Origin of the sequence: Bacillus cereus, from assembly GCF_002561295.1 — a bacterium.
In the GTDB taxonomy this organism is placed as follows: Bacteria; Bacillota; Bacilli; order Bacillales; family Bacillaceae_G; genus Bacillus_A; species Bacillus_A cereus_S.
The window spans coordinates 1-23,182 of record NZ_NTUG01000060.1; the positions used below are offsets into that span (position 1 = coordinate 1).

Below are 23,182 nucleotides of genomic sequence, written 5' to 3' on the forward strand. Positions count from 1 at the left end.
TGAGTACCAACCAAGTTTTTACCGCTGTTTTCCTCAATAATTTCATTTATTTTTTCCTTTGAAATATCATATAGGGCAACTGAATACCCTTTGCTCTCAAAATTAAGTGCGAGGCTTTTTCCCATAACCCCCACACCAACAACTCCAATTTGTTGCTTTGGCATATTTCATCGTTCCTTTCTATGCATGTTACTCTGTCTATATTATAGTATATATACCTAAAGTAACACTTTAATCAAATAATCCATCTGTTTCATTTCAATATGCTCCGCCAAGATGCGTGCAAAGGTCATAGGGATACGGCACATCGCCATCAAGTTAAAAAATAAAGAGAAACTTCCATCCTTATCAATCAATTATGAAAAATCACATTAAACAGCTTCCGTATCCCATATGACTTATCTCAAAAGTTTAATTAGAAAAAATTTCAAATGCGGCGGATTATTCTTTGAATCGTTCCGTACCCCTTTTACTGTTGAGAAAGATCTATACAAATAAGCTTAGTAATAAAGTAAATCCTAATCCGGCTACGGAAATGATAGTCTCAAGTAAGGTCCATGTTGCAAATGTTTCTTTCATGCTTAAACCAAAGTACTCTTTGAACATCCAGAAACCAGCATCGTTCACGTGTGAAGCAATTAAACTACCAGCTCCTGTTGCAAGGACAACTAAAGCAAGGTTAACGTCAGATTGACCTAACATCGGGATCACTAAACCGACCGTTGTTAATGAAGCGACCGTAGCAGACCCTAATGAAATACGTAAGATGGCAGCGATAATCCATGCGAGCAAGATCGGTGATAATGAAGTTCCTTGGAATAATTCGGCTACATAGTTACCAACGCCGCCGTCAATTAATACTTGTTTGAAAGCTCCGCCTCCGCCAATAATTAAGAGCATCATCCCAATATTTGAGATCGCTGTTGTACAAGATTCCATCACGTTTTTGATTGGAATATTTCTTGCCAATCCCATTGTATAAATCGCAACTAATAAGGATATCAACATGGCAGTATCCGCATTCCCAATAAACTGGATCGCTGCTAGTAAACTATTATCTTTAAATCCCATTGTTTTTTGCAGCAAAGTAATAATTGTAGCGATTGCCATTAAAATAACAGGCAGTAAAGCGGTAAAAACACTGATTCCAAAGCCAGGAGTTTCTTCAAGTTTAAATACTTTCTGCTCGCCTAAAGATTTGATATTACCAGTTTTTGCGAATGCTTCAGGTACTAGTTTTTTTGCAATTTTAGTAAATACAGGTCCAGCTAAAATAACTGTTGGAACCGCTATCATAAAACCGTAAAGTAATACTTCACCGATGTTTGCATGCAATTCACCAGCGATAGCGGTTGGTCCTGGGTGTGGTGGTAAAAATCCGTGTGTTACAGATAAAGCTGCTGCCATCGGAATACCGAGATATAAGATAGAAACTTTTAATTCTCTTGAAATCGCAAATACAATCGGAATTAATAATACTAATCCTACTTCAAAAAATAATGCAATACCGATAATAAATGAGGCAGTCACAACAGCCCATTGAATGTTCTTTTTACCGAATTTATTCACAAGGGTCATGGCAATGCGTTGTGCGCCCCCAGAATCTGAAAGCAACTTACCTAACATCGCACCAAGTCCAAAAACAAGTGCTAAATGACCAAGTGTTCCGCCTAATCCTGCTTCAATGGTTTTAACAATTTTTTCTGGCGGCATTCCAAGTGCTAAAGCAACGCCGAACGATACAATGATTAATGAAATAAAGGTATTTAATTTAAAGCGCATTATCAGTAAAAGTAATGCTAAAATCCCAATTGCTACAATGACTAATGGCATCGTAATTTCCCCCTAATATTAGCTGTATTTGTGTTTATCCCCTATTTTTTGTAGTAACCCCCAACCTCAAAATTTAAAGAGAGATGAGGATTGGGGAATTACTGATGAAAGTTTTACTTTATTAAATTTCTTTGATAATTCGCAATTCGTGTATAATCCTCTTCTAATACTCTTGATAGGTTGATAAATATCGGTAGTAATTGTCTATATTCTTTTGTTGCTTCTTCTTTCGGTGTGTGTTTGTAGGTGCTGCCAACCATTTCGGGAACGATTTCAAAAGAATCAATTTTTCCCGTAGCATAGAGGCCTAATATACATGCACCTAGACAAGAACTTTCGTAGCTTTTTGGAACAACGACTTCAGACGAGAAAATATCGGACATCATTTGTCGCCAAACGTCAGACCTTGCGAAGCCTCCTGTTGCTTGAATACGGGTCACAGGACCGTCCATGCATTCGATTAATGCTAAAAATACGGTGTATAAATTATAAATAACGCCTTCTAAGGCTGCACGAATCATATGTTCCTTCTTATGTGACATCGTTAAGCCGAAGAATGAGCCACGTACATCTGGATTCCATAATGGCGCACGTTCACCTGCGAGGTATGGATGGAATAATAATCCGTCTGCGCCAGGTCTCACTCGTTCAGCAATTTGGGTTAATACATCGTATGGATCAATTCCTAATCTTTTCGCAGTTTCTACTTCTGATGAAGCAAGTTCATCGCGAATCCAGCGAAGGACCATCCCTCCATTGTTTACCGGTCCACCAATTACCCAATGTTTTTCCGTTAAGGCATAACAGAATATTCTTCCTTTTTTATCTGTTTGCGGCTTGTCAATGATGGTTCGAATGGCACCACTTGTCCCGATTGTGACTGCAATCTCGCCTTTTCTAATTGCATTCACACCTAGATTAGAAAGTACTCCATCACTAGCACCAATGATAAACGGTGTTTGTGAGTCGATACCAATCTTTTTGGCTAAATCCGGATTGCAGTTGCTAAATATTTTGGTGGTTGGTACGAGCTCAGATAATTGAGCAGATGTTACACCAGCAATTTTTAAAGCTTCTTCATCCCAATCTAGTGTTTGTAGATTCATCATTCCCATGCATGAAGCGAGGGAATGATCCACAACATATTGATCAAAGAACTTTTTAAAAATATATTCTTTTATTCCGATATATTTTTTCGTTTTGACTGCGATTTCAGGATGGTCATTCACAATCCAAGTAATCTTACTTAATGGTGACATAGGGTGAATGGGTGTTCCTGTTCGTCTATAAACTTCATGGCCATTCAGTTCATCCTTGATTTTATGTGCCCATGCCTCACTGCGATTATCTGCCCAAGTGATACAAGGTGTCAGCGGATGGTCATTTTCATCCATGGCAATGACACTGTGCATGGCGCTGCTAAATGAAATAAACGATGGTTTTTTATCTGAATGATGTCTCGTTGTATTTGAAATCGCCCGCAAAACAGCTTGAAAAATCTCTTCTGGATCTTGTTCCGCTGTGGATATATCCGGTGTGTGAAGTGGGTAACCAATATTCTCTGTTTGGACGACTTCGCCTTTTTCAGTAAATAATACTGCTTTGGTACTTGTTGTACCGATATCTATACCTAACATATAGCTACTCATGTTCTTGCTCTACTCCTTTAGATAACATTTGTTGTGACATCCAGAGGTCTTCAACTTCCCCTTGAACATCATCAAAGTTTTGATGTAAGGCCTCAATCATGAGGGCTCGATCTTTTGATTCAATCGCTTTTATATAAAGCTCATGATTTTTGATAATCCGTTCAAAGTCTTCGTATTTTTCCTTGAAACGGGTACGCATTGATAAAAGGATTAAGCTTTCCATAACAGGTTTTAAATTATTCCACATCATCAAGATATGGGAATGATGAATAGTGCGAATAATCGTTTCATGGAATAAGACATCTTGATAAGAAAACTCATCAGCATCATGATATTTAATGGCGATTTTCATCATTTCTATAATTTTATTCAGTTCCTTTACTAACTCATTCGTGTCCATTTTTACAAGCCGTTCAAAGATAAATGTTTCTATGAGTAAACGAACATCGTATATTTCTTCAATTTCTTTTTCGGTTAAACCAATGACAACTGCGCCCATTCTTTCTAAGCGAATGATATTTTCTGAAGCCAGTACTTTTAATGCTTCACGAACAGGTGACCGACTTACAGAAAAATCGGCAGCTAATTTATTTTCCGATAGAATGGTACCGTTTTCAATTTTACCTGCAATAATACGCATTCTAAGTTCGCTCGCAACACGATCACCAGTAGAAGCTTTTGAAAGCCATTTTTCAGGATAAAGAAATTCCATTGATTCCGTCATAACGTCACCTTCCCATGTTAATCAAGTATACTTGTATACAAGTATTATAACTCGGATTTTTAATTATGCAAGCGCTTTTACTTTTTGTGTCGATTTTTTTAGGGAGACAGAATTATCTTAACTTCGATGAGAGAACAATTGAAATATCTATTGCTCTCTCATCATTTACATGTATTCAATGTAAATATTAGTTTAAATGGTTCTGGTGCAAAAAATACTCGATAGAAACATAGAGTGTCAAATTCCTTTAAATTGCTAGCTTATAAAGCTAATCTAAACTATTTATGAATAAATTCTTTTTGATTTTGGCCAGACTTCTCCCTTTGGAGAGTCTGGCCTTTTTTGATCATGTGTGCATAGCCTCTATCCCCACAATCTCTATCATCTCCGTTAACTCACGAATTTCATATGTTGGTTGAATACCTATATGATTTTCCTTCCCATTTGGATTAAACCAGCAAGTATCAATTCCGTAATTTATTCCTCCTTGAATATCAGAAGTTAAAGAATCTCCTACAATTAACACTTTCGTTTTATCAGTAATCTTCAGTTTAGAAAATGCATATTCGAAAATCCCTTGATCCGGCTTTTGAAACCCAGCTTCTTCCGAAATGATAAGATGCTCAAATGTAGCGCTAAGAGGCGATCCTTCTATTCTAGATTTTTGCACGCTAGCAAATCCATTTGTTATAATAGCTAGCCTGCATCCAGTAAGACTATTGCATACATCTACAGCTCCCGGTACAAGATGTACTTCTTTTCCTAAGTATGTAAGATATGCACTGTTACATGTAGCTGCGTCGATCTCTAAGTTATGTTCTAAAAACAACCTTCTAAATCGCTCTACTCCTAATTCTGATAAAGTAGTCGTTCCCTGCTCTAATTTTCTCCATAATACTTTACTAATCTCTTTATAGCTGTTTTTATAATCTACTTCTCCCGTAGGTAACCCAAAATCCTCAAAAACTTTATGTAGTGCATTTTTTTCTGACATACTAAAGTCAAATAGTGTATCATCCACATCAAAGAATATCACGTTGTATTTCATAATTTCCTCCATCACTCGTTCCCATTTCAATTTTAAAATTACTAATGAACAAAGCAATCCTGCAGTATACTACAGGATTGCTCGTCAAATTTTTTCAAATAATAAAACAGCGCTATATATCTATTCCTTTTCTTCAAGTAACAATGCTTTCATATTTTCTAACTGGTCCTTTGTAAAACCAAGTCCTGTTTCAGCATAGTTTTCAACATTGCCGAATGCACGTTTTATTTCATCAATCGCAGCTTGTAAGTACTCCGCACGTGCTTCGAACATCGCTCCTAATATTTCTTTACTTTCTTCATTTTGTAGTTTCGCACCTAAAAATGCCATCATTTTTTGATTTAACTTTTCTCGGAACCCATTACTTAATAAATAGTCTTGCATTACCGTTTCTTCTGGAACACCGAGAAGAAGTAATACTAGCGCTGAACCAAATCCTGTTCGGTCTTTTCCGGCTGTACAATGGTTAACTAATGGTAAACTTTTTGGATCTTGAGCAAATTGTAGGAAGCGAACAAACGCTTCGTTACCTTCTACAAATCCTTGATTCATTTTCACTAAATATTCACCTGGTTTTCCAAGCATAGATAAATCTCCAACTTGGAAAAACTCATTTATATTTAAGTCTTTTGCGATGTCTTGCATAACTGGTAAGCAAACTTGGCGAGCACCAGCAATGCTTGGATTTGGTTTATGCGTCACTTCAAAGTCTGTGCGATAATCACAGATTAGTTTTAAACCAGACTGCTGTAAATAAGCAATATCCCATTCTGTTAATCCTGCTAATTCTTCTGAACGATATAATTTACCCCATTTTACTTTACGGCCATCACTTGTTTCATAACCGCCTAAATCACGAAAATTATACGCTCCTTGTAATGGCAACCTGCGTTCCGCTACAGTCGCAGCTTGTCCATTACTTGCGACTAATCGGAAATATGGACGCGCTTTTAAACTTGGATCTTCTATCGTGCATGATGATCCACCTGATACTTGTAATAAAAACTCTCCATTCTCCTCAATTTGTTCTGATGAAGTGCTCCAATAAATCGAAACTTCTCCTACTCCATCTTCCCATGTGATATGTAACTTATTCTCCACATTTCGCTCTATATTTGCATGTAACCAACCTTTTTGTTGTTTCATATTTTCACCAATACTTTCTTTATATAATCCGTTATACGAAGCAATACTCTATTATATTGTATTACAAATATACTCACTCTGTCGTGGCTATATTTGTGACATTCGCTTACCTTTCTTCGCGATTAAGAAAAGATTTCTTGTACTTTTGCGAACGTTGTAGATGGAATACCGCGAAATACGTAGACAATCTGTTCATCCCCTAAATCTTGATATACGACTGTACCACGTTGAGAATGTGTATAAATTTCTAACCCATTAATCATCTGCATATGGCTGTAGTTTTGAAGCCACGATGATCTCGGATAATAATTACGCTTTATATGACGACATGCCCAAAGTGCATATACTTGTTCCTTTACATCCCAATATACATATTGTGTTTCCTCATCTCCAAAACCAATTGATTCGAGTTTCCAGCCATTCGGAAGCATAATCGGTAAGGAGTCAAACTGCACTTCATTTGGTGAATGCCATTTGCTACATCTACTTATTTCACCGCCAGTTTGTACTCTTGCTTGAAAACTCAAGTGATGAAACGGCTTATTCAGTTGTTTTTTTGCTTTCTCTACATCTAGTGGCTGTAATCCTTCTAAAAATTGTTCCATTTTTTGTTGCTGCACAAATCCTTTATCAATCGAAATTTCAACTTGTGTTTTCCATTTAGAGACAACATAACTTACTTTTCCTTTATAATTTGTCCCTTTCCAATATATAAGGTCATTATATCGCGAACATTCACCTTGCGCTTTGTAAATACAACTATCTGGAAATGTTGGTTCCATTATATCGAGAAAAAATTCTTTTATTCGGAACACCCCCGTCGGTGTAAAAACTTGAAACCAAAGTGTTTCCCATTTCGCTCCTTCCTTTCGTTCTGATACATTTTCAATATGCCAACCATCGAATAATACAGATGGATACAGTGCAACTATATGTTCCAGGTTTTGTTTTAACATCATATCCCCCCTTCTTGTTATCTACTTCGGGAGGAGCTATGATTTATCCTTGCATGAGCAGGATTGTCTTCGAATATATAGAATACTAGGAGGCAGGGTGTTATTAATGCCTAGAGGAGGGACATCCTTGGATATCGTTACATTGCAACAACAACTCGATTTTATTCAACAAAATAACTATACGCAAATTCAGAACATCGATCTGAATGAGTTAAGTTCTCATATGATTGAACATATCGGAACGACCGATAGCTATGTACGTGATCAATTAATATATAAATGCTTTGCACATCTTATTCAAAATGAATTCCTGTCTCATGATAACTTGGAGATTTTATTAACAACCTGTCTAAGCGATGATTACTTATACCAAGAAATCTCCTCTCCAAATACAGATGGTGTTTTCACTCGTTCCTATACAACTTTATTAATAGGGTTAATTATACGGTTCGATAATTCTCACTCATTCTTATCACAAGAAACTGTACAAAAAGTAAAAGAAAAGCTTCTTACATATATGAATCTTGAAACAGATTATCGTGGATATATACAAGATAAAGGCTGGGCTCATAGTGTGGCCCATGCAGCCGATGCCTTTAACGAACTTGTACACAGCTCACATATTAGCTGTTCCTGTTACGAAGAAATTGCACATTGCTTATTAAATAAAGTCTTCACTTATTTTAGCGTATACCATAATAATGAAGATGAAAGAATTGTAACGCCCCTCCTATCTATGCTTTATTATGATTTCTCAAAAGATCAACTTTTTTCAATGATTTATAAAAAAATAGAACGTTTAGCACAGTTAAAAATCAAACTTCCTTGCCATGAATATTTCATGTTATGCGCAAATATCAAAACATTTTTACGCACCTTGTTTTTCAGAACGAAAACAGACCTAAGTCTTACTTCTGTGGCGAATCGAGCTGAAAAAATGTTGCGAGAATTACCAAAGTATTGTTAATGATAAAGGAGTATACAGCTCGTTTATAAACGATTACAACTTGCAAAAGAGCGTGGCACTTCACTTGCTACATGCCAAGCACGAACAGGACATTCTGCACCTATTTTAAAGAAACTTGGCTTTACAGAATATGAAACATATTTACAATTTGCGAAAAATATAAATTCATAAGGAGTACAAAAAAATGGGATATATCAAAGACATGCGAAAGCTCGTAGGAAATCATCCGCTTATACTAATTGGCTCACACGTTATTATTTTAAACGAACAAAATGAAATTTTACTTCAACTTCGTACTGATTTTAATATGTGGGGCATTGTTGGTGGAGCTCTTGAATACGGAGAAACATTAGAAGAAGCTGCAAAACGAGAAGCATTTGAAGAAACGGGGCTTATTTTAAAAAGCCTAGAAATTTTCCATACTTTCTCAGGTCCAGAATTTTTTCAAGTATACCCAAATGGTGATCAAGTACATGGCGTTATGGTTGTTTATATATGCCGAGATTACGAAGGTGAGTTGCGATGCGACCATAATGAATCAAAAGAATTACGCTTTTTCCCATTACATACACTTCCAAATAATATTGGAGTTGTTCCTAAAATGATGATTGAGCAATTTAACAAAACAAGAAAATAAGGGAACGTTTATCGTTCCCTCTCATACCCAATCCTCTTTTTAATTTCCGCTAAATTCACCTTCGCAATATCTCTCGCGCGCTTCGCACCTTTTTCTAAAGCCTCATACAATATGTTCGGCTCATTCATATATTTCTCATACTTCTCTCGCGGCTCTTCTAATTCACGGTTTACAACGGAAAATAGTTCTTTTTTTACTTCCCCCCATCCAATCCCTTCCCTATATCGCTCTTGCATATTTTGTATTTCTTCCTCTGTTGCAAATTCCTTATATATCATAAATAATGTTTCAGGTTCTTTCGGCTCATGGGGTAAGGAAGAATCCGTTTTAATTTTAAAGATTAGCTTTCTAAGTTTTTCAGGTTCTACAAATAACGGAATTACATTCCCATAACTTTTACTCATCTTTCGCCCATCAAGACCGGGTAAAATGGCTCCCTCTTCTTGTATTACATACTCAGGAAGCGTAAATGTCTCTCTGAAAGTATGATTAAAATATGTCGCAATATCCCGAGCGATTTCAATATGTTGAATTTGATCTTTTCCAACAGGTACATGGCTCGACTGAAACAACAATATATCTGCAGCCATTAAAATGGGATACGTATATAATCCCATATTGACACCCGTATCGATATCAACGCCTACCTCTTTATTTTGTTCTACCTTTGCTTTATATGCATGGGCCCGATTCATCAAGCCTTTTGGAGTCAGACAAGCTAAAATCCATGCTAATTCTAAAATTTCCGGAACTTCCGTTTGTCGATAAAAGATAACATCTTCTCCAAGCCCTAATGATAACCACGTTGCAGCGACCTCTTTTGTATAATCACAAAATAGCTTAGGATCTTGCACGGCATTTAATGCATGATAATCCGCTATAAAATACAGTGCTTTTCCATCCTTGTTTTTAGACATATTTAATGCTGGTTTAATCGCCCCAATATAATTTCCTAAATGCGGATGCCCAGTTGGCTTAATCCCTGTTAACATAATTTTCTCACTCACGCTACGTCCTCCTTTCCAAAATAAAAGAGCCCCTCATCCTAGAAAAGGACGAGAGACTCCCGCGGTACCACCTTTATTAGCTACAATTACAGCTCACTTGATGCCTCTTTAACGCGAAGCAAATCGTCTTAGCCTACTCATTTCAGCTAGAAGCTCCAGAGTCCATTCCATGTTCATCCCTTACTGATTTCCACCACATATCAGCTCTCTGTAAAGTTCCAAACATGTACTACTCTCCATCATTGCATTTATTTATTTCTTACATCTTACCACATTTTCGATTCTGATAAACGTGAATTTTCTGTTTTTTGCATCTATTTACAGAAAATGATATAAAAACTTAGGAAGACTTATCATAGCAAAATACATTCCTATCCTTTGCTCATCAGGAGTACTATGCAACTAAAAAATTAAAAGGAGGGTTAAAACAGACACATTCTGTTTTAACCCCCCTTTTTTACGTATTTAATTTAATAAATCTATAACCATGCGTAACAAGAACCTTTAATATCGCATATCCGGGAATCGCCAAGATGATTCCCATCATTCCAAATAAATTCCCTGCTGTTAAAATAATAAAGATAATCGTAATTGGATGAATGTCTAATTTCTTACCCATAACTTGCGGTGAAATAAACTTCCCTTCTGCCAATTGTACAATCATCATTACAATAATAACTTTTACAATCATCGCTGGCGAATCAATAAAGGCGATAATTAAAGCAGGTATTATAGCAATAATCGGGCCTACATATGGTACTACATTTACAATCATCGCTAACACAGCAAGTAAGACCGCATATTTAATTCCGATAATGACATACCCAATTAATAACATAATTCCAATAAACAAACTAACAATAATTTGCCCTCTAATATATGAACTGATCGCATAGTGCATATCATCTAATATGAGCTTAGCCGCAGGTTGCCGCTGTTCTGAAATAGCCCTTAAAAAATACTTTGGTAATTGCTCTCCATCTTTTAAAAGGTAGAATAATATAAAAGGCACCATTACAAATGTAAGAACGACTTCTGTAAGTGTACTCAAGAAACCAGTTACATTTCCTGTCACTGATGATAATGAGTTTGTAAAATTCATTGTAGAATCTTTTACGATACTACCTACATCAATATTTAAGCTCTCTTGAATCTTTCCAATTATATTACTTTCTCCAAATCTACGCGCTGCCCTTTCAATTTCATGACCGAAATATGGTAAGTTATCTATTAATGCATTGATTTGGTCTTTCATAATCGGAATAACTGTTACAACAAGAAAAACAAACAATCCCATTACAAATATGTATATAGATGCAATTGAAACGATTCTCGAAACACCTTTTCTTTCTAAAAGCGAAACAAATGGGTGCAAAATATAAAATAATACACCAGCTAACAACACGGGAAAGAAGATTGTTTTTAAAAAGACAATGAACGGTGTAAACACAAACGAAATTTTTGTTAGTAGTAGTATATTCACAAAGAGTAAGGCAAATCCAAGTAGCACCGCTAAATAATTTTGTTCTTTAAAAAACTTTTTCAGTTTATCTCTTTTTCGTAAATTTATTTTCTCCAAATCTGCCACCTCTCTAAGTATAAAAAGCCCTTAAAAAGGGCTTTATGAACAATCAGTCCTATATTTCTATTTACGTGTAGCTTTTACTACAAACGATACAATTAAAATCAATACAACTGCGCCCAACAATGCCGGAACTACATAAATCCCACCAAATACTGGTCCCCATGCTCCAAATAATTTACCACCTAGCCAAGCACCTAATAAACCAGCAATAATATTACCAATCATGCCAGCAGGGAAATTCCTCCCTGTTATAGCACCTGCAATTGCACCTATAATAGCACCAACTATTAATGTGATAACCCATCCCATCTTTAGTCCTCCATTTCTATTATGGTGTTTATGATCAAATATAAAAATTTCTATATTTTTACATTTGATGACAGATGATTTTCATTTATATTTGTTCCAGAAAAATATAGTTACTAATATCTTATGCGAATTTCATACATATATTATATCCACACAAGAAAACCATTGTCAAATTAGGTCAAAGTCTCACTATATTACTCTACTTCTTCCCACCTAAAAAACTGCGGCAATATACTCCTTAACTATCCTTATTACAACGTGCTACAATATAAAGAAATAAACATCAAACGATTCAAAGGAGGTTTATCTATGATTTGCAAATTAATTCCGACTGCTTTTGATGTCGCTTCAAACATTTTGGCGATTCAAATTCCAGCCTATGAAATTGAAGCACAGTACATTAACAGCACAGCAATCCCGCGTCTATATGATACCGTAGCAGATATTCAAAATTGTAATGAAACCTTTTATGGCTACATACTTGAAAATAAACTAATAGGCTTTATTTCTTTTATAAATAAAGGAGATTTTATCGATATTCATCGATTAGTAGTGTCCCCAGATCACTTCCATAAAGGTATTGCAACAAGTTTACTCCTTTACTTATTCAACATATTTTCAAACGATGCGAAATATATTGTACAAACAGGTAAGGCAAACAAACCTGCTCTTTCTTTATATAAAAAACACGGTTTTATTGTAGTGAACGATATTGTATTACCTGATGGAATCATCCTTACACAATTAAAAAAGACAGAATAAAATAAATAGTTTGACTTATCCATTTCATTATGTTATTTTTTACTCTATAAAACCTTTTGCTGAATCCAAATTTTGGAACGGGGGAACCATTTATGTAGTTTAGGCTACTTGGGGCGAATCTTTATGAAGTAGGGAACTCTCACTTCCCGAGTCCGACAGCTAACCTCGTAAGCGTAATGGGAGAGGGAAGGTGCTTTTTACCTATGTTACACAGTATCCCTCCTTAACTATAAAATATGTGGAATCGTTATCATTAGAAACCTATATTTATAGAAAAGGAGACTCGTACAATGTTACGTTTATCAGATCATGAAATAAAGATGATGGAGCAACGTGTTCGACTGGAACAGCAACGTACGTATCAAGCAAACAAAATTGTAGACAGTTTACATCATAAATACTTTTTCCAACATATTTTTCAGCCGAAAAGATGAAGTGATATTCTTACGCACGTAAGATCACTTATACGTACAGTGTAATGAAACATGAAAAAAGCTTTGCATGAGTAGCAAAGCTTTTTTCATATTGTATCTTCCTTTTATACAATAACCTATTTTCGCGCCTTAACAATTAACGTTGTTGGTAACAATTGAATTTCATCTTCAGAAGCAGTATACGGCCCATACTTCGGTAAAGAATCTACCTGAAAGAAGTAAGGTGCTACTATATCCCAGCACTTTTTATTTATTTCTAACATTTTTGTTTGTTCCATTTCTACCCCCCTACTACAGCCACGGTACTCTCAGATACACACAATCATTTCTACACATGAAATCTCATTAGCTACATGCTATCTATATATTTAAACATTATAACCAGATTTCCCTTTTCTCTTTGCACGATAATTTTTCACTTTCGCAATCGTACCACAGGCCCTCCCTTCTTCACTCCCTGCATACATACCACACCAGCGCTTACTCCCATTACGAGAATAATCGTAAAAGACCCAGCGGCAATCTGGACATGCTTTTAACCGATTCCACCTCTTTTGTTCAATCGCAATCAAAATAATTTGTAACATTACTGTATAGAAGTTGCGCCCTCCAATTGGTTCATATGTAATACACTCCATATTTTCTGTCACACATACACCAAATGGATATTCTTCAAACCATTTTTGTAGTGTTCCTTTCTCCTCAACCGCGAAACGAACGTCATCTCTAAATTGCTTCAGTTCATCCAACGTACCGAAAAAAAATTCCTCATCAAAATGTTTTCTCATAAATTGAAATACATTATCTATTGTATGAAGCTCATCTACCTGCTTTCTTGTATCATTTGGAATTCTCCATGTATTTAAAAACTCTCTTACAATTTCTAATTGCTCCGCTATTTCTTGACTCTGACTCAAATCCATTCACCATCTTTCTAAATTTTACTTTTTTCTGACTTTATGTATAATTATAATATAAAATAGTTAACCATTAAAAACTTTTAGTGGTTACAAAATAGAGAGGAGACACTATGAAAAACTTTCCCATACCGATACGCATCATACTTTTTTCATCATTTTTTATGTCATTTGGCTACTTTGCTGTATACGCTTTTCTTGCCATCTATTTATCTAGTTTTCTACACTTCTCTACTTTGCAAGTTGGAACTGTCTTAACAATTATGATACTTACTTCACGAATTATCCCTTTATTTTCTGGCATTATTGCTGATAAATTCGGATACATGATTATGATGATATCCGGATTACTCTTAAGAGGTATTGGCTTTATTTGTTTAGGAATATTTTCCGAGTTTCACACGATTTCAATTTCAACTTCATTAATCGGCTTTGGAACTGCGTTTTATGAACCAGCTGCTCGTGCTGTATTCGGTTCGCAACCTGCTTGCATCCGGAAAGATTTATTTACATACTTAAATCTCGCTTTTAACAGCGGTGCAATTATCGGTCCAATTGCGGGTAGTATATTACTCGTATGGAATCCTTTGTACGCCTTTCTATTTGCTGGAGTTCTTATGTTGTTCTTTGCTATCATTTTTTATCTTCTTAGATCCCACTTCCAAGTTTCTACTGAAAATGTACAGCTCTTATTAGGATTCAAAACCGTTTTACAAAACAAGCATTTCCTCTCATTTTCATGTATTATGATTTTCTTTTACATTATGTTTACTCAACTTACTGTTGCACTTCCGCTTCATATGAGCAATATCAGTCATAGTCCAAAGCTAGGTGGACTTGTTGTTACAGTGAATGCAATTACGGGCGTTTTATTTATGATTGCATTCCGAAAAATATTTCACAAATATAGCACACTCTCGATTGTAAAATACGGTGTGTTACTTATGGGACTTTCTTTTTTACTTATCCCTCTATTTCCACATCCGTATTGGCTGTTTGGCTGCGTCATTCTATTTACAATTGGAGAAACACTCGTATTACCTAATGCTGATATTGCAATTGCAAATTATAGTCATGCATCTTATACGGCTACATATTTTGGGGTTTATCAACTTTCACTCGCTATTGGATTTACAATCGGTAACTACACAGGGACATGGTTTACCTCTCAGTTGCAAGAAGCATATGCACCTTGGTTGACTTTAGGGACAATGGGAGTAATCGGTTTTATTTCGCTTCACATGTTAAAAAATGTAAAGCAAACACAAGAGAAAGAAATGATGAATACAGGATTATAGGTATATAATACGATTAAAAGCACCGTCCAATTCAGAACGGTGCTTTTGATAACATGATACAAATGTCTAATTATTACCTACTAATTACATGTCTTATTAAACAATCTAACTTCCATATACCCCTTTATTTTCATCCAAAGAATTAACTATAAGCCAAGTCTTTTTTGCTTAAGCCAAGTGTCTCTGCTGTTGAAGCATGAATTTCTTGGAACAACTTATGGTTTTCCACTAGCGATACACCATAAGAAGGTATCATCTCTTTTATTTTCAGTTCCCACTCTTTCATATGTTGTGGGAAGCATTTTTCTAATACTTCCAGCATAACGTTAACAGCAGTAGAAGCACCAGGAGAAGCACCAAGTAATGCAGCAATCGAACCATCAGCGGCGCTAACAACTTCCGTACCAAACTGAAGTGTTCCTTTACCAGCATCAGTATCTTTAATCACTTGCACACGTTGGCCCGCTACTACTATATCCCAATCTTCACTTTTTGCATTCGGAATAAATTCGCGTAATTCTTCCATGCGCTTTTCACTTGATAACATAACTTGTTGAATCAAGTATTTTGTCAATCCCATTTCTTTTACACCTGCGGCTAACATAGTCACGAGGTTGTTTGGTTTTACAGAACCTATCAAATCAAAGTTCGAACCCGTTTTTAAGAACTTTGGTGAGAAGCCAGCAAAAGGTCCAAATAGCAATGACTTTTTGTTATCGATATATCTTGTGTCAAGATGCGGTACAGACATTGGAGGAGCACCTACTTTAGCTTTACCGTACACTTTTGCATGGTGCTGTTCTGCAACTTCTGGATTGTTGCATACCATAAATAGTCCGCTTACTGGGAACCCTCCGATATGTTTTGATTCAGGAATACCGGTTTTTTGTAGTAAAGGTAGACTTCCGCCTCCACCGCCAATAAAGACGAATTTTGCAGTATGGTATTCGATTTTACCACTATCGATATCATGCACCTTCACTTCCCATGATCCGTCACTCGTACGTTTAATATCCTGGACACTATGTTTGTAGTTTATTTCGACATTTTTACTCTGTAAGTGCTCAAATAACATACGTGTTAAAGCACCAAAGTTAACATCCGTCCCAGAATCGATTTTTGTTGCCGCTATCGCTTCATTCGGTGTACGGCCTTCCATAATAAGTGGAATCCACTCCTTCAGTTTTTCAGGGTCCTCGGAAAATTCCATCCCTTGAAACAGCGGATTCTTTGAAAGCGCTTCAAAACGTTTTTTCAAAAACGCAACATTTTTTTCCCCTTGTACCAAACTCATATGAGGTATTGGCATAATAAAGTCCTGCGGATTACGGATTAGATTGTTATTCACAAGATAAGACCAAAATTGTCTTGAAAGCTGAAACTGTTCATTTATCTTTATAGCTTTGCTAACATCTATAGATCCATCAGATTTTTCGGATGTATAGTTAAGCTCGCACAATGCAGCATGACCTGTACCTGCATTATTCCATTCGTTAGAGCTTTCTTCCCCTGCATCTGCCAGTTTTTCAAATACCTTAATTTCCCATTCAGGTGCTAGCTCTTTCAATAATGATCCCAAAGTCGCACTCATGACTCCAGCACCAATTAAGATAATGTCTGTTTTTTTCTGCATGTTGCTCATGATAATCTCTCCATCCCCTATATTGGCAAAAAAGACTCGGCACTTTTAGCTTACATGTTACAAAAAGAAAAGCACCACCTAGGCCCCACCTAAGAATACACCTTTTCTGTCTCAATTATAACCATCTCATACTCTATTATAATAATTAATAGACTAAAATATCTAGTATTATCTGATAATTTTAAACTATTTATGGTAATAAAAAAGAAAAAAAATCCTTTACAAAGCTTTAGGCATACACATTTATCAAGTTTTTAAGCTCAACTTTTATCTATTACTTATAATAAGCTTTTTTGTACCTAACGGGAAGAAAACATTTTTCCAGAAATATTTAGTTTGTGTACAATGTATCATATGTTCCATTTTCTCAAAGGCACCTACATCAGCTATAAGATTTATCCTCCCATTCACCTATATGTAATTTCCCGCTATTGCTACAATGCTATTAACCATTATCATCATATCAACAAATTACCTGTTCTTACTACACAATTTTACAATTATAACGCAAAAAAGGATAGATCACTCAGATTCACTCTGCCTGCATCTATCCTTTTCCTCTTTATAAAACTGATACATGAATATCCCTGTCAAAATTAGTTTTTTTCTTATGAAGCATGATCTTTCTTCTTCATTAACGCTCGTTTTTTCATCGCTTTCGTTAAATAGCCACCTTTGAAAGAACGAATCTCATAAGAAGACATAAATGCTTTCGGTGCAATGCGATTAATAATTTCCAAAAGCTCTTTCTCACGTGAACGCTTCGCAACAATATCTAAACGATAACGAATAGAATTGATTCCTTCTCCTTCAAATACAGTAACACCAAATCCCGAATGCCTTAACTCATCAACTAACTCATTACAACGATCTAATAAACTCACTTGGTATGTAATATACCCAATTGCCAATTTATTTTCTATATAACCACCTAATAAAAGTCCGGCACTAAAGCCAATGACATAGGCTACAATATTCATCCAATTTGATAAGTCTTGAAACACAATTCCCAAACTAACAATATAAATCGCACCTTCTAATAATCCGACACCAGCAGCGGATCTTGTTTGGTTCTTTACAAGCAAAATCGTCCGGATTGTTAAAACGGGAACATAAATAATTTGAAGTACAAAAATAAGTAGCGCTTGTAACATTTTCATCCACCTCTTTCAAAAAGTCTTTTGTCATAATAACATATATCCGCTTTAGAAAGCGATGGGTTTTCAAAACTTTTTTTATTTTTTCATATGAAATAAAAAACAGGTTGTTTTCGCATGGTTTGCCGCTATATATAATGCATTTTAATAACGTTTCATTATACGGATCGATTTGAATTAGACCAGCATCTTTCCGTTAAAAAACAAGTGTAACAAATAACATCAAAAAGAGATCTTCTTACTTAAAGAATATTGCTATGGCAATACAACCTATTATGATTACAAGGATTAAAATGCCCTACCTTTCCATCCTAAACTACCTACTAAATCGGCAAGGTTCCCAGTTCCAGCCCTATTAAACGCATCATTGATATTTCCAGTTGGATTTCTTTTTAGTTCTTCTTGTCTTAGTTTTTCTCTTGTTCTTTCAGGAGTTCCTTTATCTTTACCCATTTTAGCACCCCTATTTTCTATAATTCTAACATAACTGCTTAATTCCTATTAATTAGAGTATCATGAAAAGAGGATTGTTCGTTCAATATATAGGCGAATATCCTCTCTTTTTATAAATATTAGAAATATAAACAGGAACTTATATATTTAGTATAGTTCGTTTATTATGTATCTCATATTTAAATTATTGGAGGTGGTTAGATTGAGAATTCAAGAAGTAAAACTAGATAGTAATAAAAAAGATATCTTAAGGAAGGAGTTATTAGAAGGTAAATCGAAATAATACCCACTAACAAAAACCATTAAAGATTGTGGGGTGTAAAAATGGACGACCAAAGAATTATTGGTCAAACCAAAGATGTTGGATTTCAAGTCGGAGTTAGAAGGACTTTCCCAGTTTCACAGGAGAAGGCTTGGGATCTTATTACCTCTAAGGAAGGATTAGATTTATGGTTGGGTGAAAGTACTAGCATCATTCTTAAGCCAGGACGGAAATACATAACGAGAACAGGGAAAGGGGAAATTCGAATTGTTAAACCGTTAGAACAGATTCGCCTAACTTGGCAAAAAGAAGAATGGGAAAAACCGTCAATAGTACAAGTCCGTATTATATCAAAAGCAAGTAATAAAACAACGATTAGTTTTCATCAAGAGAAGCTTTCTGATAAAAATATTAGAGAAGAAATGAAAGTATATTGGGGGGAAATTCTAGATGGAATAAGGGACAGGTTGCAAAATTAATCTGGTTTAGAAAAGTAAGGGGTGATGTGAAGAAACGTTCACCCACTTGACTTAATTTATAGTACACAAACCATAGTGAGGGGAGAAATTTATGATTAAACAACTGATCTTTGGCGACGCAACGAAAGAACTCGAGTCTACGCGCCGCATTCTGGAACGCCTACCTGAGGAATATATGTCTTGGAAGCCACACGATAAATCAATGACGCTCGAAGGGCTAGCCACACATCTGATCAACCTGCTAAACTGGCAAATTGCGATTTTTCAGTACCCTGAGTTCGATCTTGCAACCGTACAACAAAGGAGACAGCCTTTGAAAACACGCGCTGACATTCTGGAGGAGTTTGACGCGAACGTCAGCAAGTTAGGAAAGCTACTAGACGAATGCGATGAGAAAATGCTCGATCAGGAATGGACATTGCGCCATGGTGACCATATTGTGCTCCGGGAGCCAAGGGCAATTGCACTCCGTACCTTTGGATTAAGTCACATGATTCATCACCGTGCACAAATTGGGGTTTATTTTCGTTTGCTTGATATTCCGGTTCCGGGCATCTATGGTCCCTCGGCCGATGAGGAAGTCCAATAAATCACTTCACTTTCTCTGATCCTGTTTATTAAATTAAAGGGCGCGTTTGTTTAACAAGAAATAAAGGGTGATACATATTATACATGACTAATATGTATAATATGTATCACCCTTTATTTTTTATGACTTTATACAATTTAGGTCTTGATAACGTACAATTATATATTTTTGTTATAATGGTTATTTAAGATCCTTTTTACAGATCACATTTAATTGATGATTTCATATATCGGAAACAACCAAAAATAAGAAGATAAAAAAGAACCATTTCCGGTTCCCTTTTACCTTCTTACTTCGCATCCTCTGTAATCTTTTTTCTCTTTTCCTCTTCTTCTCTTGCTAACTGTAGATTGGCATATGCTAAATTTGCAATCATTAAAAAGTGACCACCTAAAATACCTGTACCAAATGCCCACATCTCCATTTCATGTTCAATTTCATACATGATGATTGCCCCCAATATAGCAGCAGCAAAACGATTTAAAATCCCGAGTCCCGGTGCGCGTTGCTTTAATACAATACTTCTACCAATTTTTTCAACTCTTCTCGCTAACAACCATAGGCAGTATGCACTGACTGCTAATCCAATCCCAAATCCAGTAACTTGCTTTGAAAAAGGCGTTATCGTCCATAAAAGTAGTAAACCACTAAAAATCATATATAGCTGTAGTTTGTATACTCGTAACGCAACTTCAATCAAGATATCCGCTCCTTATTTTAAGTTTTCCTATAGGTAAAAAAGAAAGCAGCAACTTACACAGTTGCTGCTTTTTCTTGTTGATGATCAATTTTTTGAATTTCAACGCGTTTAATTTGATGTGAATCTTTTTCAAGAACTTTAAATTCATATCCTTCAGCTTCCACACATTGTCCTTCTTCAATTTCATGATTCTGCATCATAATCCATCCACCAATTGTATCCACATCTTCTTCCTCGATGTGTAGACCGAATAAATCTTTTACTTCTGTAATCAACACTTTCCCATCAACAATTTTGTGATGTTCATTCACATGTTGAATTGGTGGATGTTCATCTTCATCGTATTCATCACGAATTTCGCCGACGATTTCCTCCAATATATCTTCTAGCGTTACAATTCCAGCTGTACCTCCGTACTCATCATATAAAACAGCCATTGGAATTCGCTTTTTCTGCATTTGCAGAAGTAAATCATGAATTGGAGTTGTTTCCATTACTTCAATAATCGGACGCATATACGTGCGAATAGATGATACATTTTCTTTATCGCCTTTCATGTATCGAATAAAGAAGTCTTTTACGTTAACCATACCGATAATATCATCTTTATCTTCTCCAAAGATTGGATAACGTGTATATCGTTCACTTTGGATAATTTTCATGTGTTCTTCTACTGAATCTTCGAGATAAAAACCAACGATTTCTGTTCGTGGTACCATAATCTCTTTCGCAATGCGGTTATCAAATTCAAAGATATTATTTACATACTTATATTCAGCCTGATTAATTTCTCCACTTTCATAGCTCTCTGAAAGAATAAGACGTAATTCTTCTTCAGAGTGGGCTACTTCATGTTCAGAAGCTGGTTTCAAACCGAATAAGCCAGTTACGACACGTGCTGAACTATTTAGTACCCAAATAAACGGATACATCACTTTGTAGAACACCATTAAAGGTCCCGCAAATAATAAAGTTACTCTTTCAGCCTTTTGAATTGCCATTGTTTTTGGAGCCAATTCCCCTACTACAACGTGCAAGTATGTCATTGTCATAAATGCAAGGCCAAAAGTCAATACTTGTGAAACAGACGGATTTAAGTTCCATTTCTCAAATAATGGATGCAATAGTTTTTCTATTGTCGGTTCACCTAACCAACCTAATCCCATTGCTGTAACTGTAATTCCTAACTGACAAGCAGATAAATATTCATCTAAATTTGTTGTTACCTTTTTTGCTGCTAACGCACCGCGTTTTCCTTCCGCAACAAGCTGATCTATGCGACTTGAACGTACCTTTACAATCGCAAACTCTGCTGCTACGAAAAATCCAGTAAATGCGATTAAAATCGCAACCATGACTAAATTAAATATTTCCAATGAATCCCCTTAGTTAGAAAAACTAAGGTGTTCACCTCCTGTATACTTATAATGTTTTCTTATTCTCTGTTTCTCTAGAAAACATAGCGCTATACAGAAATTAAAAGAGTCGGATCCAACTTTAACTATAACAATAGTACTAGAGTTTGTAGTAAAGTTGTCGTTTGACCAGATAAAGATTTCGATATTTTTTCACGTTGTGAATCTGTTAACCCATCTAAAAGAGATTTTAACTGTGTTAGTTCTGCTTCTAATTGATGGATATGGTTTGTCACTTCATTCACTTGTTTCGAAACGTGTTCATTGATACCGAGCAGCTTCTTTCTCTCCTCGATCCTCTCTTTAATCTCACAAAGCGGCATATGCATTTCTTTGCATTTCTCAATAAATTGTAATGTCTCAAATGCTGTTTCGTCGTAATAGCGATAATTAGATTGAGATCGCTCCGCTTTTAAGATACCTAGATTCGTATAATAATCAATCGTTCGTTTCGATACGTGAGCCAAGTGAGCCAACTGTCCGATTCGATACACCTTCCCAACGATTTTTCCCTCCCCATTCATGTTAAGAACATCATACAATACATAAACTGTACAGTCAAACGTGATAGTTTAGTATTCATAAGATAGACAAAGAGACCCGCCATACGCTGCAGATTTTCTTTATTTTATTAATAACTTGAAATTTATGTTCCTATGAAAAAAGCTGTTGAAAGGAATCCTCTTCAACAGCTTCTCCATTATTAACGATATAAACGAACTGCACCTGCAGAATTATCATCTGCTTGTCCAACTACTTCAAATTTCAATCCAAGCTTCGGTAATTTACGTCCTGCATCTGGGATTAAGTCGTTCATATACCTTTTAGAATCATCAAACTTCGTTACACCTGGTAATCCTTTGTAATCATATATTCCGCGTAATGGAGATCCAACTTTCCACGCTGATGTTTGGTTAAAGGAGAACGCAGCATCTGCAATTTGGAATCGTGTACTATTTTTAACAGTTGGTTTGCCGTTTAACGTTCCAACAATTGCCTCTGGGTGAGAGTCAACAACCCCTAAGAAACCTTCGCCCGGATGGATACCAACCCAGTTATCTGTAAAGCTAGAGTCCGCATACCATACAAGAAGTCCTGTATTGTATGGCACACCACTGCTATATTTTAACGCTTGATCAGCACCAGCATAGTTTCTCCATTCTAAATAGTAGTTATGCTTTTTCTTATAAAAACCGTCTGATACAACGAAACC

General features: G+C 35.8%; 23 protein-coding genes, 3 pseudogenes, 1 riboswitch and 1 other annotated feature. Of the genes and pseudogenes, 7 read left to right on the forward strand and 19 right to left on the reverse strand.

From position 1 onward, the window contains the following. The 7 genes from CN373_RS24010 to CN373_RS24040 form a co-directional block, all read right to left on the reverse strand. A partial coding sequence (locus CN373_RS24010) for an NAD(P)-binding domain-containing protein (protein WP_240519094.1) occupies positions 1-164 on the reverse strand: 164 nt, incomplete at its 3' end. Positions 165-486: 322 nt separating this feature from the next. Next, positions 487-1,833 (reverse strand): gluconate permease GntP, encoded by a 1,347-nt coding sequence (gntP, locus tag CN373_RS24015; RefSeq protein ID WP_098360318.1) that lies wholly within the window; start codon positions 1,831-1,833, stop codon positions 487-489. A gap of 113 nt (positions 1,834-1,946) precedes the next feature. After that, complete coding sequence (gene gntK, locus CN373_RS24020; RefSeq protein WP_000100550.1) at positions 1,947-3,482, reverse strand: gluconokinase; 1,536 nt, start codon at positions 3,480-3,482, stop codon at positions 1,947-1,949. Beyond that, on the reverse strand, positions 3,475-4,206 hold the full coding sequence (locus CN373_RS24025; RefSeq protein ID WP_000140393.1) for a GntR family transcriptional regulator: 732 nt from the start codon (positions 4,204-4,206) through the stop codon (positions 3,475-3,477). The genes gntK and CN373_RS24025 overlap by 8 nt, the downstream gene beginning before the upstream one ends. Positions 4,207-4,552: 346 nt before the next feature. Further along, a complete protein-coding gene (locus CN373_RS24030; protein ID WP_000876832.1) occupies positions 4,553-5,254 on the reverse strand; it encodes a YjjG family noncanonical pyrimidine nucleotidase in 702 nt (233 codons plus the stop codon). A 120-nt stretch (positions 5,255-5,374) separates the two neighbouring features. Next, positions 5,375-6,400 carry a tyrosine-protein phosphatase gene (locus CN373_RS24035; protein WP_000813277.1) on the reverse strand — a complete coding sequence of 342 codons (1,026 nt, stop codon included), beginning with the start codon at positions 6,398-6,400 and terminating at the stop codon, positions 5,375-5,377. A gap of 122 nt (positions 6,401-6,522) precedes the next feature. Then, positions 6,523-7,356 carry a hypothetical protein gene (locus CN373_RS24040; protein WP_000917711.1) on the reverse strand — a complete coding sequence of 278 codons (834 nt, stop codon included), beginning with the start codon at positions 7,354-7,356 and terminating at the stop codon, positions 6,523-6,525. A 127-nt stretch (positions 7,357-7,483) separates the two neighbouring features. Between CN373_RS24040 and CN373_RS24045 the strand changes: the two genes are divergently transcribed. Together CN373_RS24045 and CN373_RS24055 are read left to right on the forward strand one after the other, a co-directional pair. Beyond that, positions 7,484-8,323 carry a DUF2785 domain-containing protein gene (locus CN373_RS24045; RefSeq protein WP_000355891.1) on the forward strand — a complete coding sequence of 280 codons (840 nt, stop codon included), beginning with the start codon at positions 7,484-7,486 and terminating at the stop codon, positions 8,321-8,323. Between the two features lie 184 nt (positions 8,324-8,507). Further along, a complete protein-coding gene (locus CN373_RS24055) occupies positions 8,508-8,960 on the forward strand; it encodes an NUDIX hydrolase (RefSeq protein ID WP_000540557.1) in 453 nt (150 codons plus the stop codon). An 8-nt stretch (positions 8,961-8,968) separates the two neighbouring features. Here the strand turns inward: CN373_RS24055 and CN373_RS24060 are convergent, their stop codons facing one another. From CN373_RS24060 to CN373_RS24070, 3 genes are all read right to left on the reverse strand, one after another. Further along, positions 8,969-9,967 (reverse strand): tryptophan--tRNA ligase, encoded by a 999-nt coding sequence (locus CN373_RS24060; RefSeq protein ID WP_098360319.1) that lies wholly within the window; start codon positions 9,965-9,967, stop codon positions 8,969-8,971. A 41-nt stretch (positions 9,968-10,008) separates the two neighbouring features. Further along, positions 10,009-10,219 (reverse strand) — a binding site (T-box leader). 205 nt (positions 10,220-10,424) lie between these two features. Continuing rightward, positions 10,425-11,546 (reverse strand): AI-2E family transporter, encoded by a 1,122-nt coding sequence (locus CN373_RS24065; RefSeq protein ID WP_000411499.1) that lies wholly within the window; start codon positions 11,544-11,546, stop codon positions 10,425-10,427. A 66-nt stretch (positions 11,547-11,612) separates the two neighbouring features. Further along, the gene (locus CN373_RS24070) at positions 11,613-11,861 is read right to left on the reverse strand and encodes a GlsB/YeaQ/YmgE family stress response membrane protein (protein WP_000539946.1); all 249 of its coding nucleotides are present in this window, start codon (positions 11,859-11,861) and stop codon (positions 11,613-11,615) included. 309 nt (positions 11,862-12,170) lie between these two features. Here CN373_RS24070 and CN373_RS24075 point away from each other — a divergent pair, with 309 nt between their 5' ends. Further along, a complete protein-coding gene (locus tag CN373_RS24075) occupies positions 12,171-12,623 on the forward strand; it encodes a GNAT family N-acetyltransferase (RefSeq protein ID WP_000562891.1) in 453 nt (150 codons plus the stop codon). Between the two features lie 47 nt (positions 12,624-12,670). Continuing rightward, positions 12,671-12,813: riboswitch (cyclic di-AMP (ydaO/yuaA leader) on the forward strand. Between the two features lie 100 nt (positions 12,814-12,913). Beyond that, positions 12,914-13,057, forward strand: coding sequence for a hypothetical protein (locus CN373_RS25675; protein WP_000945248.1), 144 nt, complete (start codon positions 12,914-12,916; stop codon positions 13,055-13,057). Positions 13,058-13,209: 152 nt separating this feature from the next. On the opposite strand, the pseudogene CN373_RS25680 reads toward CN373_RS25675, so the two are convergent. Then, positions 13,210-13,335, reverse strand: a pseudogene (locus CN373_RS25680) (class I SAM-dependent methyltransferase); the annotation flags it as partial. A 90-nt stretch (positions 13,336-13,425) separates the two neighbouring features. After that, positions 13,426-13,980, reverse strand: coding sequence for a CGNR zinc finger domain-containing protein (locus CN373_RS24085; RefSeq protein ID WP_000366141.1), 555 nt, complete (start codon positions 13,978-13,980; stop codon positions 13,426-13,428). Between the two features lie 107 nt (positions 13,981-14,087). Between CN373_RS24085 and CN373_RS24090 the strand changes: the two genes are divergently transcribed. Continuing rightward, a complete protein-coding gene (locus CN373_RS24090) occupies positions 14,088-15,272 on the forward strand; it encodes an MDR family MFS transporter (protein WP_000787917.1) in 1,185 nt (394 codons plus the stop codon). Positions 15,273-15,414: 142 nt separating this feature from the next. On the opposite strand, the gene CN373_RS24095 is transcribed toward CN373_RS24090, so the two are convergent. The 3 genes and pseudogenes from CN373_RS24095 to CN373_RS24105 form a co-directional block, all read right to left on the reverse strand. Next, positions 15,415-16,914, reverse strand: a complete 1,500-nt coding sequence (locus tag CN373_RS24095) for a malate:quinone oxidoreductase (RefSeq protein ID WP_098360320.1) — start codon at positions 16,912-16,914, stop codon at positions 15,415-15,417. Between the two features lie 608 nt (positions 16,915-17,522). Continuing rightward, positions 17,523-18,068 carry a DUF2179 domain-containing protein gene (locus CN373_RS24100; RefSeq protein WP_000938450.1) on the reverse strand — a complete coding sequence of 182 codons (546 nt, stop codon included), beginning with the start codon at positions 18,066-18,068 and terminating at the stop codon, positions 17,523-17,525. 241 nt (positions 18,069-18,309) lie between these two features. Then, positions 18,310-18,524 (reverse strand): annotated as a pseudogene (locus CN373_RS24105) (DUF6366 family protein). A gap of 324 nt (positions 18,525-18,848) precedes the next feature. Between CN373_RS24105 and CN373_RS24110 the strand changes: the two are divergent. Together CN373_RS24110 and CN373_RS24115 are read left to right on the forward strand one after the other, a co-directional pair. Beyond that, complete coding sequence (locus tag CN373_RS24110; RefSeq protein WP_098360321.1) at positions 18,849-19,265, forward strand: SRPBCC family protein; 417 nt, start codon at positions 18,849-18,851, stop codon at positions 19,263-19,265. Positions 19,266-19,356: 91 nt separating this feature from the next. Next, a complete protein-coding gene (locus CN373_RS24115) occupies positions 19,357-19,854 on the forward strand; it encodes a DinB family protein (protein ID WP_098360322.1) in 498 nt (165 codons plus the stop codon). Positions 19,855-20,143: 289 nt separating this feature from the next. On the opposite strand, the gene CN373_RS24120 is transcribed toward CN373_RS24115, so the two are convergent. The 4 genes and pseudogenes from CN373_RS24120 to CN373_RS24135 all read right to left on the reverse strand — a co-directional run. Then, complete coding sequence (locus CN373_RS24120) at positions 20,144-20,554, reverse strand: ATP synthase subunit I (RefSeq protein WP_000573511.1); 411 nt, start codon at positions 20,552-20,554, stop codon at positions 20,144-20,146. A gap of 53 nt (positions 20,555-20,607) precedes the next feature. Next, positions 20,608-21,930, reverse strand: a complete 1,323-nt coding sequence (locus tag CN373_RS24125) for a hemolysin family protein (RefSeq protein ID WP_000402276.1) — start codon at positions 21,928-21,930, stop codon at positions 20,608-20,610. A gap of 125 nt (positions 21,931-22,055) precedes the next feature. Continuing rightward, entirely contained in the window at positions 22,056-22,463 is a 408-nt protein-coding gene (locus CN373_RS24130) for a MerR family transcriptional regulator (protein WP_098360323.1), read from the reverse strand. Between the two features lie 209 nt (positions 22,464-22,672). After that, positions 22,673-23,182 (reverse strand): annotated as a pseudogene (locus tag CN373_RS24135) (immune inhibitor A domain-containing protein); the annotation flags it as partial.

What these genes read in the sequence shown, in the direction of transcription:
- gntK (WP_000100550.1), bottom strand. Translation starts at nt 3,482, where the DNA reads ATGAGTAGCTATATGTTAGGTATAGATATCGGTACAACAAGTACCAAA.
- gntP (WP_098360318.1), bottom strand. Translation starts at nt 1,833, where the DNA reads ATGCCATTAGTCATTGTAGCAATTGGGATTTTAGCATTACTTTTACTG.
- CN373_RS24110 (WP_098360321.1), top strand. Translation starts at nt 18,849, where the DNA reads ATGGACGACCAAAGAATTATTGGTCAAACCAAAGATGTTGGATTTCAA.
- CN373_RS24055 (WP_000540557.1), top strand. Translation starts at nt 8,508, where the DNA reads ATGGGATATATCAAAGACATGCGAAAGCTCGTAGGAAATCATCCGCTT.
- CN373_RS24095 (WP_098360320.1), bottom strand. Translation starts at nt 16,914, where the DNA reads ATGAGCAACATGCAGAAAAAAACAGACATTATCTTAATTGGTGCTGGA.
- CN373_RS24040 (WP_000917711.1), bottom strand. Translation starts at nt 7,356, where the DNA reads ATGTTAAAACAAAACCTGGAACATATAGTTGCACTGTATCCATCTGTA.
- CN373_RS24070 (WP_000539946.1), bottom strand. Translation starts at nt 11,861, where the DNA reads ATGGGATGGGTTATCACATTAATAGTTGGTGCTATTATAGGTGCAATT.
- CN373_RS24100 (WP_000938450.1), bottom strand. Translation starts at nt 18,068, where the DNA reads ATGTTACAAGCGCTACTTATTTTTGTACTTCAAATTATTTATGTTCCC.
- CN373_RS24075 (WP_000562891.1), top strand. Translation starts at nt 12,171, where the DNA reads ATGATTTGCAAATTAATTCCGACTGCTTTTGATGTCGCTTCAAACATT.
- CN373_RS24085 (WP_000366141.1), bottom strand. Translation starts at nt 13,980, where the DNA reads ATGGATTTGAGTCAGAGTCAAGAAATAGCGGAGCAATTAGAAATTGTA.
- CN373_RS25675 (WP_000945248.1), top strand. Translation starts at nt 12,914, where the DNA reads ATGTTACGTTTATCAGATCATGAAATAAAGATGATGGAGCAACGTGTT.
- CN373_RS24025 (WP_000140393.1), bottom strand. Translation starts at nt 4,206, where the DNA reads ATGACGGAATCAATGGAATTTCTTTATCCTGAAAAATGGCTTTCAAAA.
- CN373_RS24090 (WP_000787917.1), top strand. Translation starts at nt 14,088, where the DNA reads ATGAAAAACTTTCCCATACCGATACGCATCATACTTTTTTCATCATTT.
- CN373_RS24035 (WP_000813277.1), bottom strand. Translation starts at nt 6,400, where the DNA reads ATGAAACAACAAAAAGGTTGGTTACATGCAAATATAGAGCGAAATGTG.
- CN373_RS24115 (WP_098360322.1), top strand. Translation starts at nt 19,357, where the DNA reads ATGATTAAACAACTGATCTTTGGCGACGCAACGAAAGAACTCGAGTCT.
- CN373_RS24030 (WP_000876832.1), bottom strand. Translation starts at nt 5,254, where the DNA reads ATGAAATACAACGTGATATTCTTTGATGTGGATGATACACTATTTGAC.